This is a genomic window from Pedobacter frigidisoli (assembly GCF_004331675.1).
GTDB classification, from domain to species: domain Bacteria; phylum Bacteroidota; class Bacteroidia; order Sphingobacteriales; family Sphingobacteriaceae; genus Pedobacter; species Pedobacter frigidisoli.
This window is the reverse complement of the sequence record NZ_SJSN01000017.1, coordinates 21,673-43,502: the sequence shown is the minus strand read 5'-3', so window position 1 is coordinate 43,502 and position 21,830 is coordinate 21,673. Positions and strand designations below refer to the sequence as shown.

Below are 21,830 nucleotides of genomic sequence, written 5' to 3'. Positions count from 1 at the left end.
TTTGAAAAACTTTCTGTCAGCATATTCAAGGTTGCTGCTATCAAAAAGGATTTTCATTCCAATCGGGTTTATTTACACAGGCTTCCGCATCTATTTTCGTAAGCATAGCGAGGCTTCAAAAATAAATTTATGCAATCCGTATAAATTTTGCATCCCTATTTAAAATCAATGTATGAGACTATCTAAAACCTTACTCATCGTCCCTCTATTTTTAATTACATTTCTAGTTCAGGCACAAATGCCCGTTTTAAAGGTTCAACAAGCTGAAACCGAAGAACAAAAGCAAGCCGTTAAACTAAGCAAGCTCAATATCGATGTGCAAATTACCGGAAACATGGCCACAACGGTAATGACCATGACTTTCCATAATAGCAGCAATAGAATATTAGAGGGCGAATTAACTTTTCCAATGCCAGAAGGCGTAAGCATTAGCCGATATGCTTTGGATATTAATGGCAAAATGCGTGAAGCAGTTCCGGTAGAAAAAGCTAAGGCAACCGAAGTTTTCGAAAGCATCGAACGTCGCCGGGTTGACCCAGGTTTGTTAGAGAAAGTAGAAGGAAATAACTTTAGAACAAGAATTTATCCGCTACCAGCAAACGGAAGCCGAACCATTCTTGTGGGTTACGAAGAAGAACTTGGATTTAATAGCGGTAATGTTTTAAAATATCACTTGCCTTTAGATTACAATCAATCCATCGAAAATTTTTCGCTAAAAGCAACAGTTTTCGAGAGTGTGATCAAACCCGAATTAGGCGAGCAGCCAGATGGAAGTTTCGATTTAAAGGCAACTGGAAATACTTACGTTGCAGAAATCAATAAAACCAATTATCAATCTAAAAACGGCTTAACCATTAATTTGCCCAAACGAAATGATTTACCAGAAGTGCAAATGCAAAAGGCATCAAATGGATATTATTTCTTGGTAAATGTTTTTCCAAAGGTTCAAAGTCGCCCAAGGCAATGGGCAAATCAAATCGGTTTAATTTGGGATGCATCCTTAAGCGGCCTGCAACGCGACACTAAGAAAGAGTTGGCGCTTTTAGATTTGATTATCAAACAGAAACAAAATCTAACCATTCAATTGGGTTTAGTAAATAATGGTTTCAAAAATGCTGGCACATTTATTATTTCTAATGGAAATTGGGATGTTTTAAAAGAAAAACTGAATAAAATCACTTACGATGGTGGTACAAACTTCAGCGCCATAAATTCGAGAACTTTCCAAGCGGATGAATATATTTTCTTTAGCGACGGACTTTCTACGTTTGGCAAAAACACTGTTGCCTTAAATAAACCTATTCATTGTATCAATACTTCTTTAAAGGCTGATTATAGCACCTTGAAATATGTCAGCCTCAAAACCGGGGGACAATTTGTAAACCTAAATGTTATGGCTACAAATGAAGCATTTAAACAATTAAGTCAGGAAAATCTTCAATTCTTAGGAATTAAAAACGGAACCGATGTTCGCCAAACTTATCCCTCTATGCATGTAAACGTAAATGGACAATTGTCTGTTGCGGGAATTATGAATGGCCTAAATACCGAATTCGTTTTACAGTTTGGCTACGGAACAACCGTGATTTCTGAGCAAACGATTCGCTTAAATGCTACCGAACACGCATTAAGTAGTATTGATGTTAGCCGTGTTTGGGCGCAAAAGAAAATTGCCGAAATGGATATTCAATACGAAGTCAATAAGGATGATATTAGCGTTTTGAGCAAGCAATTTGGCATTGTTACTCGCAATACAAGCTTAATTGTTTTGGAAAATTTAGATGACTATTTGCGTTATGATATTACTCCGCCAGTAGAATTGCGACCAGCTTACGAAGCTGTTCTGAAACAACGAAGAATTGATATTTTAGAGCGTAAAACTGATTTATTGAATGCTGCGGTTGCCATGACAAAAGAGTTAAAAACTTGGTGGAATACCGATTTTTATTACAAAGAACCAGCCAAAGGGAAAGAACAATATCCAACGCCAGAAAATGTGATTGTTGCGGATCAAACTAGAACCGCTCAAGGAAGTTCACAAATATCACGCTCAACACCGCAATCAAGTCCGGCCGCTCCACCCAGAATCCAAGCAGACAAAGCAGCAGAACCTCCAACTGTTGAAAGGCTTAGAGAATCAGAACAAAAAAATGCATTAAGCGAAGTGATGATTGTTGGTTCTGCTACTCAGCAAAAAAGAATGATGACAGGTTCAGTTACTACTATTAAATCGCAAGAATTAGCTTCGGCACCCGTTGCCAATGTAGAACAAGCACTTCAAGGTAAGGTCGCTGGATTATCAATTAGTCAATCTAAAACGAGAGTTGTAGAATCTCAACCAGCTATCATCATTCCTGAATTTAAAAGCGATAAAGATTATATGAAAAACCTGGTTGGAAAACCAGACAGTGCCTATGCAGCCTATCTTAAAATGCGCCCAAATTATATTAGTACACCAATGTTTTATTTTGATGTTGCCAATTGGTTTTATCAGCAAAAAGACAGTGTAAGGGCTTTAACCATTTTAAGTAACATTGCCGATTTAGATTTGGAGAATGCCGATTTATACAAAACCCTCGCTTATAAATTAAAGCAAACCGGAAATTATAGTGATGAAATTTTTATCACGCAAAAGGTTTTGCAATGGCGCCCAATGGATGCGCAAAGTTACCGTGATTACGCCTTGGCATTGGCCGATGCGGGTCAATATCAAAAAGCTTTGGATAATTTATATAAGGTTTTAACCCAAAGTTATAACTCGCAAACTGCAGATCGCGATCAGGGAATTGAAGAGATTATCATTTCTGAGATCAATAACTTAATTGCCAAACATGGCGATAAGCTAAGCACGAAAGGAATCGATAAAAGACTAATTCAGCCATTGCCTGTTGATGTTCGTGTGGTTTTAAATTGGAATAAAAATGATACTGATATCGATTTGTGGCTAACCGACCCAACTGGTGAAAAGGGTTACTATGGAAATAACCGGACAAAAATTGGTGGTAGAATTAGCAACGATTTTACATCTGGTTATGGTCCGGAGCAATTTATGATTAAAAAAGCTGTAAAAGGGAAATACAAGATTGAGGTGAATTATTTTGGCGATAGGCAAATCAATATCAGCGGACCAACAACCGTTACTGCAGAGATTTATACGAGATACGCAACTGGCAAACAACAAAGGAAAGTGGTTGTATTGCCAATGGCGGCTGATAATAAGAATGGGAATTTGGTTGGGGAGTTTAGTTTTAATTAGGATTTCACCGATAGGAAAAAATGATTATACCGATTTTGGTGTTTTGCATTAATGGTTCGTGAAGACGCGAACCAAGGCCAAAATTAGTAAAAGAATTAACCATATAAGAAATATAAGTTTGATGCTCCACCGCAATGTTCTTACGTTTTTTATATGGTTAAATTTAAAAAGAATTTAAGTGTTTTTTAGTTTTGATAACTCTAATAACAAAGTGGATAGAGAGTTGTCAAAGCTTTATATGCTAATATTAAAGCAACAATCCTGCAATCTCTTCCCAGCTATTTACCCTTTCATATTCGGTAATTAAAAGGTTGTGTGGCGAAGTATATAAAAGCGGTCGGCCTTTAAAATTTACGAAGTTTTTAATTCGGTCGTCAATTAGCACATCAACCTCAACAATCTTATTTCCACAGAACATGATGTGTTGCCAATCGATAAAAGGAAAATGTTCGGCAAGCCAATCGTACTTATCAACCAACGAATTTCTAAATTCCATTGCTGCAGAAACAATGTAAACATCGTATTTTTCTTGCAAAGCCTTAATTACGCGTTGGCTATCGGAAATCACTTCTAAATCGCGAAAAAAGCCCGGTTCGTTAATGTATTCGAACCATTTTTGGTTTACATCTTGAGGTATTTGTTTAAAAACCTCATTTCCAGCTTCGATTTTCAAATCAAGCGGTATACCAAAATCCCGATTGTAAAGTTTAAGAAATTTAGGGATTACGTCGGCAATAACCTCGTCCATATCAATGGCAATTCTTTCCATATTGTATCTGCAAATATTTTGGGCTAAATATCCTGAAAACAAAGTAATTAAACTATGTTTTTAATTTGCAGAATTTTTTTATCTTTGCAGCCCGCAACACGAAGTTCCGGGAAATATGTTGAATACATAAATACAAAAGAAAAATGGCAACTAAAATCAGATTGCAAAGATTCGGTAAAAAGGGCAAACCTTTTTATCATGTTGTGGTAGCGGATTCTCGCTCTCCACGTGATGGTAAATTTATTGAGCGTTTAGGTTCTTACAACCCAAATACCAATCCTGCAACCATCGAAATTAACTTCGAAAAAACTTTAGCTTGGGTAAACAGTGGTGCACAACCAACTGATACAGCTCGTGCTATCCTATCTTACAAAGGTATTTTGTACAAAAAACACTTGGAAGGTGGTATTAAGAAAGGTGCTTTAACTCAAGAACAAGCTGATGAGAAATTCACTGCTTGGTTAGATAGTAAAGCTGGTAAAATCTCTGGTAAAACAGAAGGTTTAGCTACTTCTAAAGCTGATGTGCGTAAAGCAGCATTAGCAGCAGAAGCTAAGAAAAAAGAAGATAGAGCAGCAGCTATCGCAGCTAAAAATGCACCAGTTGCAGAAGAAGTTGTTGAAGAAGAAGTTAATGAAGAAGCACCAGCTGTTGAGGCTGAAGCAACTGAAGAAACTCCTGCAGCAGAAGCTACTAAAGAAGAAGGCGCAGAATAATTCATTTTATTTTGTTGCACAGAAAATAGCGTTCCGGATGATTCGGAACGCTATTTCTATTTAAAAGAGAATTTAACAATAGCCCCTTTAGGGGTTTGGGGTGATATGAAACACGAAGAAGCATTTTATATAGGTTACGTTACCAAATCAAGAGGTTTAAAGGGAGAAGTTCAGGTGTTTTTCGAATTTGATGATTACGAGAAACTGGAGTTTGATGTCGTTTTTGCTGATATGAACGGCAAGCTTGTTCCCTATTTCGTGGCGTCTGCCAAATTACAGGTAAATAAAACTGGCTATTTCAATTTCGATGATGTTGATCATATCGATAAAGCGCAAGCCTTGTTGAAGAAAAAACTTTATTTGCCAAATGCCCAAATGCCAGAACGTGGTGAAGATGAATTTTTTTACACAGATTTAAAAGGTTTTATAGCCATTGATGAAACTCTTGGTGAGCTAGGCGAAATTTTAGAGGTTAATGAATATCCACAACAATTTGTAGCTACCGTTTTGTATAAAGAAACTGAAATTCTTTTCCCTTTAAATGAGGATTTTATCATCGAAATTGATGATGAAGGGAAAATATTAACTGTGGACTTACCAGAAGGACTTTTGGATATTTATCTTACTTCATAATAGGGCTTGCAATAGATCAATAAAATTGTTAATTTAGATTTCACTCTAACCAAAATTAACATGCTCAAAAAATTATCCTATTGCACAGCAATTCTGTTCGCTGTATTATCAATCGTTTCTTGCAAAACCGTACAACAAGCTAATCTAAAAGAAATTAAACCTTTTGTTGGAATTTGGGATGTAACGAATCATCCAGGAAGCAAAATTGTCTTTAAATCAGACGGCAGCTTTTATAACCTAGTAAAAGAGAACGGCACTAAAATCGTTACCCACAGCGGATCTTTCAAGGTGTTATCAAACAACTTTTATGTTCTCGATATTACTTATGCAAGAGCTGATGCCACCTATCAATTGGCGGGCAAACAGTATATAAACTCTTTCGAGCTAAGTGAAAATAACCAAAAAATGAAAATGACTGGTGTGGTAGATGCCAGAAATGGAGGTTCAAAATTGGAATGGACTGATCAATTGGTTAAGGTAAATGCGATTGACTAATCCAAGTTAATCATCCAGCAAATTGAATTTTAGTTTATTTATGGAATTAACCATAGTTTGCATCATATCACGAAAGCGCTGTTATGATTATTAAACTATGCCATTTAGTTTTAGGTATGTTAATGTTTTCCTGTGCATTAAACGCACAGGAAAATACCATTGTAGAGATTGAACAATTATCCAAGCCACAGAAGTTACTTCGTGAATCTTCATCAAAAGAACTCCCACAGTTATATCGTACAAGTTTTGAAAAAACTTCTCCATTTCCCGATAGCTTGGTTTTCTATCAAGATCATCCATTTTTAACGGGTTTATTTAACGCATATTTAGATCATCGACCAATTGTGCTGTCTCCAGATATGATCTGGCTGTTAATAGGTCAGGGATTTGCAAGGCACATCGATAATAACAAGGAGGCGCTTCGCAATAAACTTGTACACTTTGAGGGCAATAAGGTTTTAACTGTAGTTGCTGGTGATATTCAACTTGGCGATAAAACAAGTAATTGGGAAGCCGTGTTCCCTCAGTTTAATAAACAGATTAGCTTATTTACGGGCGAGAAATTCACAAAGAATTTAACAGCAGATTTTACTACCACAACCCCAACATCCAAAATTGCCTCCGAAATAACCTTAATGGATGGGATGAAATCTTACTTTGTCTATCAAGTTGTAATTATAGGTTGTGGCATACCCAGGGTAACCATAGAGGGAACAACTGAGGATTGGGAAAAGGTGTTAAAAAAAATCCGTTTTATAAAACAGTATGATTTAAAATGGTGGACAGAAGAGCTTGAGCCAATTGTGAAAGAAATTATTTTGGCTAAGAAAGGAAAAGCTAATAATCAATTTTGGATGAATATGATTAAGGTACATACCACGAAATCTTACGGAACGATAAATACGATTGATGGTTGGATTACCAAATTATTTCCATTCACCAAAAAAGGATTAAGAACAGATTTTAAACCAATTTCTGATATTGGTGGTTTGGCTTCAGAGCTTGTTAAGGTTCCTTTTGTATTAAAGGATATAGAACATGGCAAAGTTTATAACATGGAGTTTTGGGCAGGATTTATGGGCGTTAAGCAAGATAAAAAAGACTTTACGCTTAAGCCTGAAATTGGTTGGGCCATCAACGCTACTCCCTCAACCAATGCAACGCCTAGGTGGAAGAAATCTGATGCGCTAAGTATTTATAATATTGTTGATATACCCGATGAGGTTTACAGTTCCAAAAGCTTGAGGGTACTGGAAATGAATTTTAAGGGTGAGATTAAGATTCCTAATAAATTGGCAGAAATCAATATTTCAATCCTTAAATTAAAGGGAAAGATAACTGATGAAGAGGAAAAAAAAATTTTAAAGTTATTCCCCAAAACACAAATCTCCATAAATGATAAGTGGCTAAATATTAAGAAAGATAAATTCGGAATAGACGACATAAAAATACCCTAGTAAAGAATAATATATCTGTTTAAAAAATTAACCTCGATTTTAACTATGAATATTAAATTTTTAAAAAGCATCATTTTTTTATTGTTTGCACTATCTTTTTACAGGGTAAATGCTCAGGATTCAACTGCCAAGGCACCTCTTGTGGGCATTTGGGAATTAACCAACATTGCTTTAGCAGAAAGTGATCATGTCATGGATCCTCAAAATACTACGCTTAAGGTTTTTGATAGTGATGGTACGCTCAGCCAAGTAATTGTTACTGGTAAGGGTGCATTTATCCTTCAAAAAGGAAAATACCAAGTTGTTGATAAAAGTCATTTTAATGATATACTGCTTGCCGACAGCAGAGCAGATTCTAACAATCCAGGGAAAACGTATTTAGTTGAGTTTCATTTAATAAAAAATGGAAATAATAATTTTTTATCTTTAGAGGGTGCTTTAGAAGATGATAAAGGTAATAAAACCATGCGATGGAAAGAGCTGTGGCGGAAGGTAGAGGTAATTCCAAAATAAGTTTTAAGTAAATCTTCTTGGTTAGAATTGATAAGAATAACAAAATTCTATACTCCAATCTCAATTCTTACCTTTGCGTTATGCGTTTCGATATTATTACTGTTCTGCCTGCTTTACTTGAAAGTCCATTTGCCCATTCTATTTTGCAACGGGCGCAAAAAAAGGGCATCGCCGAAATTGTTGTCCATAATCTTCGAGATTATGCAACAAACAAGCAAAAAAGTGTTGATGATTATCAGTACGGAGGCGGTAGCGGAATGGTGATGAGCATTGAGCCTTTTGCGGCTTGTATCGAAAAGCTTCAGGCGGAAAGAGAATATGATGAAATTATTTTTATGAGTCCGGATGGAGTTACTTTAAACCAGACCACCGCAAACGAACTTTCCGGTAAGAAGAACATCATCATTTTATGCGGGCATTACAAAGGCATAGATCAGCGTATAAGAGATGTTTTCGTAACAAGGGAGATATCTGTAGGTGATTATGTGTTAAGTGGCGGAGAACTGCCGGCTGCAATTGTGGTAGATGCTGTAGTGCGTTTAATCCCTGGTGTTTTAAACGATGAAACCTCTGCCCTTTCTGATAGTTTTCAAGGTGAGTTACTAGATGCACCAATTTATACCCGCCCAGCAGATTGGCGTGGACATAAAGTGCCTGATGTTTTGCTTAGCGGACACGAAGCTAAAATAAACGAATGGAGGCATGACGAAGCTTTACAACGAACTAAAACTCGCCGTCCAGATCTTTTGGAATAGAAGTATCTAATCTATCCAAATGTGGAATTCGTAAAGATTGTGGAAAAAATTAAATTAGGTTTTTTTTTCTCAAAAATAATCCCTAATATTGCAATCCGATTTTCACGGGATGAAATATCGATTTAATAGCTTAAAATCATGGATTTAGTAAAATTTGTTGAAGAGCAGGCCATCGCGAAAAAAGATTTTCCTGCGTTCAAGTCTGGCGATACAGTGAGCGTGCACTATAAAATTCGCGAAGGTAATAAAGAACGTATTCAAATTTACCAAGGTGTTGTAATACAACGTAACAGTGCTGGTGCTAACGAAACTTTCACAGTTCGTAAAATGAGCAATGGTATTGGTGTTGAGCGTATTTTTCCTATCAATTCTCCAAACATTGATAAGGTAGAAGTAAATAGCTATGGTAAAGTTCGTAGAGCGAAATTGTTCTATTTACGTGCTTTAACTGGTAAAGCTGCTCGTATCAAATCTTTGAGAAAATAATATTCTTTATTATAAGATATAGCCTTCACGATTAATTTCGTGGAGGTTTTTTTGTTTGTACTTTTGTCATTATGTTAGATTCGGCATTCTTCGACCAAATTTTCTGGGGCAACACTGTAAAAGCCTATTTCTTGTTTGGTGGAATACTTTTAGTTGGGCTTATTTTTAAAAAGTTAGTCTCAAAATTGCTAAGCAAGCTTTTGTTTACGCTATTTAAAGGTTTTTCGCAGCAATCTCATGATGATACTTTTGTGAGCTTACTGCTAAAGCCTATTGAGGTTTTTATGCTTCTAGCCACGTTGTACCTCTCTATTAATCAACTTAAACATCCTTTAGAAGTTGCCGTATTTCATTACAGTAAAATAGTTGGAAAGATTAAAGAGGCAATTCCCGTTACCATTGGCGAGTGCCTCGACAGAATTTTTCTCTTCATGATCATTCTATCCATTTTTTGGATCATTCTACGCATCATCGATTTTATTTCACATGTCTTATTGTTTAAGGCATCACTAACAGAAAGTAAGTCAGATGATCAGTTGGTGCCTTTTTTAAAGGAACTTTTTAAAACAATAGTGGTTTTTATTGGCTTTTTTACGCTTTTAGGTTTTGTATTCGAGGTTAATGTTTTAACGCTGATTACTGGTCTTGGAATTGGAGGTATTGCCATTGCATTGGCCGCTAAAGAAAGTCTGGAAAACTTGATTGGCTCCTTTACTATTTTCTTAGATAAACCCTTTGTTGTGGGCGATTTAGTAAAGGTTGATGGCGTAGAGGGAACCGTTGAAAAAGTTGGTTTTAGAAGTACACTTATTCGTACTACAGAGAAAACAATGGCAACCATTCCAAATAAGGGAATGATTGATGGTGTTTTGGAAAACATGAGTTTAAGGAATTTTAGAAGAGTTAAATTCTCTTTCGGGATTACTTACGAAACCAACGCAGAAACTATTAAAAAGATTGTTGATGAGATTAAAACCTACATCCGAGAACATGAGGATACCAGTGATGATGGCAATGCCTATTTCGAGGGTTTTGGCGATTCATCCTTAAATATTGAGGTAATCTATTTTGTCTCACTCATCGCCTACAATGATTATCTATCCATAAAGCAGGAAATCAATTTCAAGATTATGGAGATTGTGATGCGCAATAAATCAGATTTTGCTTATCCAACGCAAAGATTAATAAGCGATAAAACGACAGCAATAGATAATAAGGAAGTTGGAAATGATGCTACAGATTAAAAAGGGATCAGGATTATAGGATTTAAGGATTTTCTAGATCTAGCGGTGATTATGCCCATTGCAATAAATACCAAATCAAATATTCCAATTGCAGCCCAACTTTGTGTTCTTAGGTGTCTTAGGTGGTAAGAATTAAGGAGTAAAAAAAAAGCTTTCTGAATTGGTGATCCTAACTTAACTCTGCCAAAGTAGTTATCCCACCTTTAACAACCTGATTAAGTTCTACGTTTACCTTTGTTCCAACAGGAAGAAAAACATCAACTCTCGAGCCGAATTTAATGAAACCGAATTGTTCTGCTTGTACAACCTCATCGCCTTCTTTAACATACCAAACAATTCTACGGGCCAAGGCGCCAGCAATCTGACGAAATAAGACAGGAACACCGCTTTTATGCTCAACTACTGTAGTTGTACGCTCGTTTTCGGTAGATGACTTAGGATTCCAAGCCGCAAGATATTTCCCAGGGTGGTATTTGAAAAACTTAACCACTCCAGAAATTGGATTACGGTTAATGTGAACGTTAACTGGCGACATAAAAATCGAAACCTGTAAGCGTTTATCCTTGAAATACTCACCTTCCTCAGTTTCTTCGATAACCACAACTTTACCGTCTGCTGGGCAAATTACTAAGTTTTCGCCAGCAGAAAAGCTGCGACTGGGATTGCGAAAGAATTGTAGTACAATGATAAATAATGCGGCAGAGAAAATATAGATGAACCAACGCAACCAAGTGATATCGTAATATTTGTAATCAACAACCGCGTTAATTACGAAAATAAGCAATATGGTTATGGCAATAGTAGTGTAGCCCTCTTTATGTATGGTCATTGTGTTAAAAATTATTGGGCAAAGGTGCGAAAAATAAATTAATCCGATCTAAAAATTTACGCTTCAGTTGCTCTGTAAATATCAGTCAGGTTTCTGCCAAGTCCGTTATAATCTAAGCCATAGCCCACCACAAACTCGTTAGGTATTTCAAAACCAATGTATTCCAACTCTTCAATATCATATTTTAAGGCACTTGGTTTTAATAGTAGAGAACTTACTTTTACCGAAGCAGGATTTTTTTCCTTTATCATTTTTAAAATATGGGTTAAGGTTAATCCTGTATCTACTATATCTTCAACAATGATGATATCTCTTCCCTCAATATTCTCTGGCAAACCGATTAACTCCTTAACCTTGCCAGAGCTTGATGTTCCCTCGTACGAAGCTACACGCATAAAAGCAACCTCGCAAGGCAGACTAATTTCCTTTATTAAATCTGCCATAAACAGAAAGCTGCCATTTAGCACGCCAATAAAAAGTGGGCATTTCCCTTCGTAATCAATATTAATTTGAATACCGAGCAGGCGAATTCGTTTATTTAATGCATCGTTTTCTAAAAAAATCTCGAATTCCTTATCCTCTACTTTTATTTTGTTCATGCTGATGTTGTAATGTTATATTTTGGGAACTTAAATGTTCGCCATTTCTTCGCTAAAAAAGGAAAACTACTAACTGAAAATTGATTATTCGCCGCCTTCTAGCTCTCGTTCCTTTCGGCGCTGTTCTCTGCGTTCTTGCCTTAATTCTTTTTTCGATTTTGTGGTATCTGCAGGTTTTACAATTGCGGTATCTTTTTTAGCACCACCAAAAATTCGATCGAAAAGGTTTTTATTCTTATCCTGCATAATTACAGGAGGCATTCCATCTTCATCATCATCGTCAAAAGCGGTCGTATCAACAACTGCCGTATCTGGCGCTAGGTACTGACGCAAACCTTCCCTTAATCTAACATTGTAAAAGCCGTAGCCAGATGTATCTCCCGGCACTAAACCTCTTCTCGCCATAATGTTTCCCATAAAGCGGAAGTAATTGTACATATATGGTTTCAAACTTCCATCGGCCATAAATTTATACATCGATGCTTTCGGTTTAGGGACAATGCTAGCCAAAAATAATCCATCACCTATGGTTAAATCTGCTGGTTTTTTACCGAAATAATATCTTGAAGCCTCGCCAATGCCATAAATGTTTTGTCCGAGCTCCATAATGTTGAAATAAACCTCGAGCATTCGTTGCTTGCTCACCAAGTGATTGTGTTCGATGAGCCAAACAATTAAAATTTCTTCAGCCTTGCGGGCGAGGGTTTTTTGGCGACTTAAATAAACATTCTTAACAAGCTGCATGCTAATGGTACTTCCGCCACGCTTAAATTTCTTTTCCTTGTAATTTACTGCGATGGATTTACGGATCGATTCCTCCACAAAGCCATTGTGTGTATAAAATGATGGATCTTCAGCAGTTAAAACCGCATTGATGAAGTTTTTAGATATTGCAGACAACGGTGTGAAGTTAGGATTTGATGGGCCAATCGTAATATCTCGCATCGGTTTTCCATACTCATACGGCGTATAAACAAAAGGACTATTAATCTTCTGTAAATTGGTTTTCCCCCATTTCAAAATCTTGAAATTAACGGGCGTTAAGGTCGAACTGAAACGAACGCTATCTGGAATTGCGGTATCTAAATAGAAATTAAGGTTGTATTTAACCTTGCCTTGTACTTTCAATCCATCAAGCGATTCGAATAATCCCTGCGGAAAGGCATCCAAAACACCTTGAGCATCTTGTTCATTGGCATTTAGTTTTAACTCGTAGATTTTATTTTTTCCGAGGGTATATTTAACGTAAGGATGAATTTCTGCGTTTTTAAGGTATGCTGTTGAAGAACTATCCAAGGCAACGAAATTCGGACCAACCAAAACATCGGCATCTAGTTTGGCACTTTGAACAATAATATCATTGCTGGCTAATCTTGCTTGGTTAATCAACATATTTTTAACCGACCATGAACCAGAAATCTTGTAGTCATCGCCGCTGTAACCAGCATCTTTCAACTCCGTTTGCAATGTATCGAAACTGAGCTTTGCATGAAGTTTATTGTTTAAATAAGGTAGCTCCAATTTTTTTCCATCAGCATAAGCGGTGAAGCTTAATTGTTTTCTACCTGGTTTTACCAATCCATCGATATGCCAGGTAGATTCGCCATTATTAACGTTGATTGTTGATTTTAAATCTCCACCATCAATAGTCGCGGTGGTTGCAAAACTTAATTTTGAAGTATCATGATCATTAAATTTAAAGACCAAATTCTTCACGTTCATATCATCAGGAATTTTATATAAAACCTGATTTAAAATGTTGTTTGCAATCTCTGGTAAATTGGCTTTACGTGTATTTTCAGTGCTATCTTTTTTCTTTCGCTTAAGGATGAAATCGATGTTTGTCGTAGAATCTCGCACTACAACGCTTACAAAACCATCGCTTAATTCTACTTCTGATAATTTTACATTGCCAAAAATTAGCGGAAATAACTTAACGCCAATGCTCATTTCACCAATGTTCGAAAGCGTGTCTCTATCTTTGGGAACCACAGAAATTGCGGTCATTTTTACGGTGCTTAGGCCAGTAAATCCGGCAGAGCCGATCTTAACCTCAAGGCCATAATCCTTATCTGCTTTAGCGATGGCTTTCGCAACCATCTTTTTTAAGAGGGCCTCTCTTTTGCTATATGCCACAGCGCCCAAAGCAACGCTTACAATCAAAAAAACACCTAAAATCCACGCTCCGATTTTTAAATATTTTTTAGGGATCTTAATTTTTGGTATGCGCATATAGTCGTTAAAATGGTTAATTGCTTAAACGTAACAATTAAATGTTTATTTCGTGTTAAAATTACAGTTTAAAACCCTAAATAAAAGTTTTTGTGGCTATGTTTTGTTAATTTTGGAGTTAAATTAATACGATGCAGATTAGCCCGCAACAAGTTTTAGATGCGCTTAAGAATGTTGAAGATCCAGATCTTAAAAAAGACTTGGTAACCTTAAACATGATTAAGGATTTACAGATAGAAGATAATAAAGTTAGCTTTACTTTAGAGCTTACTACGCCAGCTTGTCCGATGAAAGACATGCTGAAAAATGCTTGTACAAATGCAGTAAAGCACTTTGTATCGGCTGAGGCAGAAGTAATTATTAAGATAACCTCACGAGTTACCCAACCAACCAATTCATCTTCATTGGATAACATCAAGAACATCATTTTGGTTTCATCAGGTAAAGGTGGTGTTGGTAAATCTACTGTAGCCAGTAATTTAGCTGTTGTACTGGCTAAGGATGGTGCAAAGGTGGGTTTAATTGATGCTGATATTTACGGACCGTCGGTACCAACCATGTTCGATTTGGTTGATGCAAAACCTGGTGCTGAAGAAACCGCTGATGGTAAGACTAAAATTTTACCGATAGAAAAATATGGCATTAAGTTGTTGTCCTTAGGCTTTTTTGCTGATCCAGGTCAGCCCGTGCCTTGGCGTGGACCAATGGCCTCTAACGCTGTAAAACAATTGTTTAACGATACCAACTGGGGAGAATTGGATTATTTAATCGTAGATCTTCCACCGGGTACTGGCGATATTCACATAACCATTACCCAAAGCTTCCCCATTTCTGGAGCGGTTGTGGTAACCACTCCTCAACAAGTTGCGCTGGCCGATACGCATAAAGGTTTAGCGATGTTTAGGATGCCAGGCATTAATATTCCAATTTTAGGGGTGATTGAAAACATGTCGTATTTTACGCCTGCAGAATTGCCAGATAATAAATATTATATCTTCGGAAAGGGTGGTGGAACAAAACTTGCAGAGCGATTTGATGTTCCATTCTTAGGAGAGATTCCAATTATTCAAAGCATTTCGGAAGCGGGTGATAATGGAAAACCAGTTGCATTGAATCAAAATCCACAGTTGGATATTATATTTGGAGATATTGCCAGTAAGATAGCGCAGCAAATTTCCATAAACAATGCACAAATGGCTATTTGCTAAAAAATTACTATTTTTATATTTTAAAAAACACATAATGAATTTAATAGAGCAAGTAGAACAGGCATTGGAAACCATCAGACCATATTTAATGGCCGATGGAGGTGATGTTTCTGTTGAAGAAATTACATCAGAAAGAGTAGTTAAGCTGAAGTTATTAGGTAACTGCGGTTCTTGCCCAATGAGTTTTATGACGATGAAATCGGGTATTGAGCAAGCAATTATGAAAGCAGTACCGCAAATTACTTCGGTTGTAGCAGTAAACATGGTTGAGCAAGATTAGCTTTAACACTATTTAACAAGCAGTTATAAGTATTAAAATTACTTTTGTCTTAATGAGATATTGTGTTACCCTAATTTGTATTCTTTTTTCTTTAACCGCTTTTGCACAACAGAGGCCGGTACAGGAAAAGCTTATCCAATTTTCGGGTATCATTACTGACATTGATAGCGGCAACGTTATCCCTTACGTTACCATCACAAATCTTTCAGAAAAAAGTAAAAGAATTGGCGCAGATTACCGTGGCTATTTTACGTTTATTGTTAACCCGGGAGATACCATCCTATTTACAGCGATAGGTTATAAGAAATTCTCTACTATAATTCCGGAGGGAACAGCAGATAGTAAATACACTATCATGGTTAAACTTAAGGCAAACGTAATTGATTTGCCGTCTGTTCGCGTTTTTCCATGGGCTACAACAGAAGAGTTTACCAGAGAGTTTTTATCGATGAAACTTGCGGATGATGATATGGCAATTGCCAAAAAAAATCTTTCAAGGGCATCAATCGATGGTTTGATACAAACTTTGCCACGTGATGGGCAAGAAATTGGCAGTCAGAATTATCGATATAACTTTGATAGGATGGTGAATAAAAACATGGTTCAAACCAATCCATTGTTGAACCCTTTCGCTTGGGGTAAATTGATGCAACAGATCTTTGATGGCGATAAGAAACGGGGCGAGAATTAGGTTTTTCTTGATGAATTATTTTCCACAGCAAACACTCACGCTAAATACTTCCCTTTCTCCAAATCAAGTTTTAGATAAAATATGCTCAAATACACAAGTAACTCAAAAGGAAGAATTCAAAATTTACAAGAAACTTTTTAAGGGATATATTTCAGGAAGTCATTTCAAATTGACCCGATCACTTTCTTATCGCAATTCTTTTCAGGCAGAAATTTTTGGTGAATTAAGCGCTGTAGATAAGGGAACTTTTATCAAATTGGATATGAAACTTCAGCCTTTGATAAAGGTGTTTATCATGATTTGGTGTGCTGGAGTGTCGTTGGCGCTAATAGTGTTTGTTATTTCATCGATAAATAATCCAAAGATGGCAATTGGTTGCCTCATCCCATTTGGAATGCTAGTTTTCGGCTACGGACTAACTCTGGTCTGTTTTAACCTTGATTGCGATGAATCAAAAAAAATTATGACGAACTTATTGGAAGCAAATCATTAATTCCCTTTAGCACAAAAAAAGCGAAAACGTTTCCTTTTTCCCTTATATTTTCCATCAAAAATTTTATCTTTTCTTACTCTTATTCGGAAACCTCATCTTATAATCGGTGCTGATATTTCCTTTGGAAATTGCATCCAGTTTACTTTTAAGCATCGTTTTACGAAGAATACTTACCTTATCTGTAAATAACTTTCCTTCGATGTGGTCGTATTCATGTTGAATAACGCGAGCAGGCATACCGTCAACATCATCCGTGTGTTCAACCCAATTTTCATCAAAATATTTTACCTTGATGTTTGGTTTGCGCAAAATATTTTCGCGGATATCGGGAATACTTAAACAGCCCTCGTTAAAATTCCAAGGTTCGCCAGTTTCTTCTAAAATTTGAGCATTAATAAAAACCCTTTTGTAGCCTGGAGTTCCGTCCTCATCCTCACCGGTATCCACAATAAATAAACGAATAGGCAAGCCAACTTGAGGAGCGGCCAAGCCCACGCCATTTGCATAGTACATGGTGTCGAACATGTTGGCAATGAGTTCTTTTAATTGGGGATAATCTTTATCGATATCGGTTCCTATTTTCTTTAAAACAGGGTCTCCGTAAGCAACTATGGGTAATTTCATTGTGTAATGTGTTTTTTTCAGGATGTTAAATCTGAGGGTATTAATCAACAATTTGTCAGTCTGAGCCTACCGAAGACCTTTTTATCTTGTTTGTCCTTCGACAAGCTCAGGATGACAGACTAATAAAACTAACGGTACAAAAATAACAATTATTCCAATATCGGACTGAAAGTAAAAATATTCAGTTGTTCTCGAGCCAAAACCTCATCGGCAATTTGTGCAATTTCTTGGGTGGTTACTTTTCTAATCTTCTCAAAAACTCTTTCCAGGGAATCAATTTTATGATGGTCAATAAGTGTTTTTGCCATCGATATAACTAAGCCGATTCTATTTTCTTCACTTAGAGCAATTTGTCCGATAAATTTGTTTTTGGCTTTTTGTAATTGTAATTCATTCAGTGGATTATCTTTTAATTTCTTCATCTCCTTGAAAATTAAAGACAATGCTTTTTGCTGTTTTTCTTTATCTGTTCCAAAATAAATAGAGAATATTCCTGTATCACTCAAAGGCGAAAAATTCGATTCGATGGTATAGGCAATTCCATACTTCTCTCTGATTTGGAGATTTAAAACAGAGCTCATACCATTTCCGCCGAAATAATTATTCAAGAGCATCAGCCCTGCTTTATTTTTATGGTGAGTCGAATAAGTTTGAGTACCTAAAATGCAATGCGATTGCATAATTGGTTTGTAAATAGTGGTTGTAGTCGGGTTTAAAACAGTTGGTTTTATTCTATTTTGAGCTGGAGAGTTCTCTTCAACATCAGCAAAATGTTTGGTTCCCTTATTTACAACGCTGTTTAAAGTATAGTTTCCTAAAACGGCAATTACGATTTCATTAGTGCGATAATTTGCTTTTCTAAAATTAATAACATCCTCTCGGGTGAAATTACTGACGCTTTCTGTGGTGCCGAGAATGTTATTTCCTAGGGCATTTCCCGCAAAAAGCATGTCCTCAAAATCATCATTAATGGCTTCCTCAGGCTGGTCGAGATAGGACGCAATTTCATCCAGAATAACACTTTTTTCCTTATCCATTTCATCCTCGGGGAAAGTAGAATGAAAGATGATATCGTTAAATAAATCTAACGTTCTGTCTAAATAAGGATTTAAAAAAGAAGCATGAACACAGGTATATTCTTTGGTGGTATAAGCATTCAAATCTGCCCCCACGCTTTCCAAACGGTTTAAAATCTGGTTGGTACTGCGTTTTTCGGTACGCTTAAAAATCAGGTGTTCTATAAAATGTGCTAAACCTGCTTTGCCGTCAGGTTCATCACGAGAACCCGTATTAATGATGATGCAAGCGTGAGATATGGTAGAAGCCGAGGGCACATGCAACAAGCGGATGCCGTTCGGTAAAGTATGAACATTGTATTCCATTGGCGGGCAAAGATAAGGCTATTTGCTTACAATGCCTCTGTATCTGGGTATTGCAATTGTAAACTAGAAATCAATTTATCTTTTGTTGGCCTGCTTAAAACCAGAAATACAAAGTTGGCTGTGGCAAATATCAAGAAAAAAGAATTTTGAGTGATGAAGAAACCAACTAAGTTAAAAAGTGCACCACCCTCTAAAAGCGCTGCGCTAATAACAAATCCACTTTGATATTGATTGATTTTGGAATCGACATCTGCAGATTTATTAATTTTTGAGATTACGTTTCTGAAAAAGAAAATGCTTGCGGAAATGGTTATTAACCCAAGGATTGGAAATATGGGATTAAATGGCGCAGTGGTTTTCGGATTTGCATCGAAAAACATGATTTCCCGATTGAGGAAAATGGTTACCAAGGCAAAAAGCAAAACACCCGAGCATAAAGCCAGATGAATGATTTGGAGCGTTTTTAATTTAGTATTCATTGAAATATTATTTGGAATAGGTTTAGCATTTTAAAAATTATAGAGTGAAGTCCAGTTATCGTAAAATCGTCATTTCGAGCGAAGCCGAGAAATCTTTGAAGCTAATCAACAAAGTTCAAATATTCCTCCATTGCGCTGCGCTTCAGTCGAAAGGACGGTTTTCTAATAAATTTACTTCTCTATCCCCTCCAGGGCAAACAAAAATGCCCATCTTAACGATACATCTTTCAAATAATCGAAACGACCTGAAGCGCCGCCGTGACCGAATTCCATGTTTGTTTTTAAGAATAAAACATTTTTATCAGTTTTCATGGCTCGTAGTTTTGCCACCCATTTTGCGGGTTCGAAATATTGTACCTGACTATCGTGTAAGCCCGTCGTTACCAACATATTTGGGTAAGCTTTTTTCTCAACATTTTCGTATGGAGAATAACTTTTCATATAATCGTAAGCATCCTTTTTCTTCGGATTTCCCCACTCGTCAAATTCGTTCGTAGTTAGCGGAATACTTTCATCGAGCATGGTGTTTACCACATCAACAAAAGGCACATCGGCAATTAAACCATTCCATAAATCGGGCGCTAAGTTTACCACAGCACCCATCAACAAACCTCCTGCACTGCCGCCATGAGCATATAAATGTCCTTTCGAAGTGTATTTCTGCTCAACCAAATATTCGCCTGCAGCAATAAAATCGGTAAATGTATTTTTCTTTTTCATCAGCTTCCCGTCCTCATACCATTGGCGACCCATTTCTTGTCCGCCACGAATATTGGCAATGGCAAAAACAAAACCACGGTTTAGTAAGCTCAACCTCGGCGAGGAAAATGTTGCTTCGCTACTGGAGCCGTAAGAGCCATAAGCATAAAGCAACAATGGTGCATTTCCGTTCTTCTCAAAGCCTTTTTTGTAAACCAACGCCACAGGGATTTTTGTTCCGTCTTTCGCTGTTGCGAAAACACGTTCTGTAGCATAATCATCAGGATTGTAACCACCAACAACTTCCTGTTGCTTCATTAATTTCTTGTCCTTTTTCTCTAAATCATAATCGTAAGTAGAGTTTGGTGTAGTTAACGAAGTGTAGGAGTAACGCAGCATTTTGCCGTTATATTCAGGGTTAGCGCCAATGCCAGCGGCATAAACGGGTTCCTCAAATTTGATGTAATAATCACTACCATCTTTCTTCAAAACACGAAGTTCGGTCAAGCCGTTTTTGCGCTCAGAAAGAACTAGATAATCTTTAAACTCATCACCATATTCCAACAAAACATCCTTACGGTTTGGAATCACCTCTTTCCAATTTTCTTTTGCGGTTTTGTCCAGCGGACATTCCATCAAGCGGAAATTTTTCGCATTCCAATTGGTAACGATATAAAATTTATCATCAACAGGTAACACATCATATAAAACATCTTTAAATCTCGGAGAGAAAACCTTAAATGGCGCTTCAGGATGGTCGGCATCAATCATTCTATATTCAGAAGTTAAAGTTCCCTGTGAGCCGATGAAAATATACTTACCGTTTTTCGATTTTACTACCCCAATATAGTTGGAGTTATCTTTCTCGTCATAAACCACAACGTCCGTTTTAGCATCCGTTCCGAGTAGGTGTTTTTTAATCTTTTCACTTAGTAAAGTGACTGGGTTTTTCGAAGTATAAAACAATGTTTTGTTATCATTCGCCCAAGCTACAGCGCCCTCAGTATTTGTAATTGCATCTTTGTAAATCTCACCTGTTTCCAAATTTTTCACCTGAATGGTGTATTGCCTACGAGACACCTTATCAACACCGAAAGCCAATAATTTATTATCAGGACTAATACTAAAACCCGTGGCGCTATAATAGGAATGGCCTTTTGCCAAGGCATCAACATCCAATAAAATTTCTTCTGTAGCCGTTAAACTTCCTTTCTTGCGACAGTATTTATAGTATTGTTGTCCGTCTTCTGTTCGGGTATAATAGAAGTAACCGTTTTTAAATACGGGTACCGATTCATCTTTTTCCTTAATCCGACCTTTCATCTCCTTAAACAGATTTGCCTGAAACGTTTCCGTTCCTTTCATCATCGTATCGAGGTATTTATTTTCGGCTTTCAAATAATCAACAACTTTGGTACTATCAGGCCCTTTCTTGAAATAATCAATCATCCAATAATAATTATCCACCACGGTATCGCCATGCATAATTCGTTTGTGTGGGTTAATTTCGGCTATCGGAGGTTTAGCATCAGGCCATTTTATCGGTTTCATTTCTTGTTTTTTGGGGTTGTTGCAAGCTGAAATTGCTCCAAGCAAAATCAGGCCAGGTAAGATACATTTCATCATGATGGTTTGGTGTAGGTTAATGCAATTTAATGAATTTTTATTGGAGTTTCTTTTTGGAAATGAAAGGTTCTGTTTTTCATGGCGGCTTTCAGTCCCGCTTTCCCTGCTGCCGTGAAAAACGGCATTCGTACAATCGGGTTTATTAACATAGGTTTGTGGCTTTTGGCTAAATAACCACCCCTGCCCCACCTAAATTAGGAGGGGAGTCGTAAGTGCTCTGGGAAGTTTTTTGCATTTATTATCGACTTATGACTTAAACCTATTTCTTAAAAAGAACCATCAAATTTTAAACACGTACTGTCCATCTCCCCTCCTTATTTTCAAGGAGGGGCAAAGGGGTGGTTTAACGCGTAATATTTAATCT

The 21,830-nt window shown here is 36.8% G+C and carries 21 protein-coding genes; 13 read left to right on the top strand and 8 right to left on the bottom strand.

Going from position 1 to position 21,830, the window contains the following annotated elements:
• Positions 1–172: 172 nt before the first annotated feature.
• Positions 173–3,256, top strand: a complete 3,084-nt coding sequence (locus tag EZ449_RS18520; protein ID WP_131561674.1) for a VIT domain-containing protein — start codon at positions 173–175, stop codon at positions 3,254–3,256.
• A gap of 247 nt (positions 3,257–3,503) precedes the next feature.
• On the opposite strand, the gene EZ449_RS18515 is transcribed toward EZ449_RS18520, so the two are convergent.
• The gene (locus tag EZ449_RS18515; protein WP_165499806.1) at positions 3,504–4,025 is read right to left on the bottom strand and encodes a 5' nucleotidase, NT5C type; all 522 of its coding nucleotides are present in this window, start codon (positions 4,023–4,025) and stop codon (positions 3,504–3,506) included.
• A 143-nt stretch (positions 4,026–4,168) separates the two neighbouring features.
• Between EZ449_RS18515 and EZ449_RS18510 the strand changes: the two genes are divergently transcribed.
• The 8 genes from EZ449_RS18510 to EZ449_RS18475 all read left to right on the top strand — a co-directional run bounded on the left by EZ449_RS18510 (position 4,169) and on the right by EZ449_RS18475 (position 10,324).
• Positions 4,169–4,741: a 30S ribosomal protein S16 gene (locus tag EZ449_RS18510; protein WP_131561672.1), complete on the top strand. Its 573-nt coding sequence runs from the start codon at positions 4,169–4,171 to the stop codon at positions 4,739–4,741.
• Positions 4,742–4,846: 105 nt separating this feature from the next.
• A complete protein-coding gene (gene rimM / locus EZ449_RS18505) occupies positions 4,847–5,374 on the top strand; it encodes a ribosome maturation factor RimM (RefSeq protein ID WP_131561670.1) in 528 nt (175 codons plus the stop codon).
• A gap of 60 nt (positions 5,375–5,434) precedes the next feature.
• Complete coding sequence (locus EZ449_RS18500) at positions 5,435–5,869, top strand: hypothetical protein (protein WP_131561668.1); 435 nt, start codon at positions 5,435–5,437, stop codon at positions 5,867–5,869.
• 83 nt (positions 5,870–5,952) lie between these two features.
• Complete coding sequence (locus EZ449_RS18495) at positions 5,953–7,326, top strand: DUF4419 domain-containing protein (protein ID WP_131561666.1); 1,374 nt, start codon at positions 5,953–5,955, stop codon at positions 7,324–7,326.
• A 45-nt stretch (positions 7,327–7,371) separates the two neighbouring features.
• A complete protein-coding gene (locus EZ449_RS18490; protein WP_131561664.1) occupies positions 7,372–7,839 on the top strand; it encodes a DUF4488 domain-containing protein in 468 nt (155 codons plus the stop codon).
• Positions 7,840–7,919: 80 nt separating this feature from the next.
• A complete protein-coding gene (gene trmD, locus EZ449_RS18485; RefSeq protein WP_131561662.1) occupies positions 7,920–8,594 on the top strand; it encodes a tRNA (guanosine(37)-N1)-methyltransferase TrmD in 675 nt (224 codons plus the stop codon).
• 138 nt (positions 8,595–8,732) lie between these two features.
• On the top strand, positions 8,733–9,080 hold the full coding sequence (gene rplS, locus EZ449_RS18480; RefSeq protein WP_131561660.1) for a 50S ribosomal protein L19: 348 nt from the start codon (positions 8,733–8,735) through the stop codon (positions 9,078–9,080).
• A 200-nt stretch (positions 9,081–9,280) separates the two neighbouring features.
• Positions 9,281–10,324, top strand: a complete 1,044-nt coding sequence (locus tag EZ449_RS18475) for a mechanosensitive ion channel family protein (RefSeq protein WP_225872367.1) — start codon at positions 9,281–9,283, stop codon at positions 10,322–10,324.
• Between the two features lie 169 nt (positions 10,325–10,493).
• Here the strand turns inward: EZ449_RS18475 and EZ449_RS18470 are convergent, their stop codons facing one another.
• From EZ449_RS18470 to EZ449_RS18460, 3 genes are all read right to left on the bottom strand, one after another.
• Entirely contained in the window at positions 10,494–11,153 is a 660-nt protein-coding gene (locus tag EZ449_RS18470; protein ID WP_131561650.1) for a phosphatidylserine decarboxylase family protein, read from the bottom strand.
• Between the two features lie 56 nt (positions 11,154–11,209).
• The gene (hpt, locus tag EZ449_RS18465) at positions 11,210–11,752 is read right to left on the bottom strand and encodes a hypoxanthine phosphoribosyltransferase (RefSeq protein ID WP_131561648.1); all 543 of its coding nucleotides are present in this window, start codon (positions 11,750–11,752) and stop codon (positions 11,210–11,212) included.
• A gap of 84 nt (positions 11,753–11,836) precedes the next feature.
• Positions 11,837–13,984 (bottom strand): transglycosylase domain-containing protein, encoded by a 2,148-nt coding sequence (locus tag EZ449_RS18460; RefSeq protein ID WP_131561647.1) that lies wholly within the window; start codon positions 13,982–13,984, stop codon positions 11,837–11,839.
• Positions 13,985–14,115: 131 nt separating this feature from the next.
• On the opposite strand from EZ449_RS18460, the gene EZ449_RS18455 reads away from it, so the two are divergent.
• From EZ449_RS18455 to EZ449_RS18440, 4 genes are read left to right on the top strand one after another with little or no spacing between them, the layout of a single operon-like run.
• A complete protein-coding gene (locus EZ449_RS18455; protein ID WP_131561645.1) occupies positions 14,116–15,192 on the top strand; it encodes an Mrp/NBP35 family ATP-binding protein in 1,077 nt (358 codons plus the stop codon).
• Between the two features lie 34 nt (positions 15,193–15,226).
• Positions 15,227–15,472 carry a NifU family protein gene (locus EZ449_RS18450; protein WP_131561643.1) on the top strand — a complete coding sequence of 82 codons (246 nt, stop codon included), beginning with the start codon at positions 15,227–15,229 and terminating at the stop codon, positions 15,470–15,472.
• A gap of 52 nt (positions 15,473–15,524) precedes the next feature.
• Complete coding sequence (locus EZ449_RS18445; RefSeq protein ID WP_131561641.1) at positions 15,525–16,163, top strand: peptidase associated/transthyretin-like domain-containing protein; 639 nt, start codon at positions 15,525–15,527, stop codon at positions 16,161–16,163.
• A complete protein-coding gene (locus EZ449_RS18440) occupies positions 16,135–16,656 on the top strand; it encodes a hypothetical protein (RefSeq protein WP_131561639.1) in 522 nt (173 codons plus the stop codon). Before EZ449_RS18445 ends, EZ449_RS18440 begins: the two co-directional genes overlap by 29 nt.
• Before the next feature lie 63 nt (positions 16,657–16,719).
• Here EZ449_RS18440 and def read toward each other — a convergent pair whose 3' ends face one another.
• From def to EZ449_RS18420, 4 genes are all read right to left on the bottom strand, one after another.
• Positions 16,720–17,280, bottom strand: coding sequence for a peptide deformylase (gene def, locus EZ449_RS18435; RefSeq protein ID WP_131561637.1), 561 nt, complete (start codon positions 17,278–17,280; stop codon positions 16,720–16,722).
• A gap of 149 nt (positions 17,281–17,429) precedes the next feature.
• Positions 17,430–18,662 (bottom strand): M16 family metallopeptidase, encoded by a 1,233-nt coding sequence (locus EZ449_RS18430; protein WP_131561635.1) that lies wholly within the window; start codon positions 18,660–18,662, stop codon positions 17,430–17,432.
• A 26-nt stretch (positions 18,663–18,688) separates the two neighbouring features.
• A complete protein-coding gene (locus EZ449_RS18425; protein ID WP_131561633.1) occupies positions 18,689–19,141 on the bottom strand; it encodes a hypothetical protein in 453 nt (150 codons plus the stop codon).
• 171 nt (positions 19,142–19,312) lie between these two features.
• A complete protein-coding gene (locus tag EZ449_RS18420; protein WP_317130440.1) occupies positions 19,313–21,391 on the bottom strand; it encodes a S9 family peptidase in 2,079 nt (692 codons plus the stop codon).
• Between the last annotated feature and the right edge of the window lie 439 nt (positions 21,392–21,830).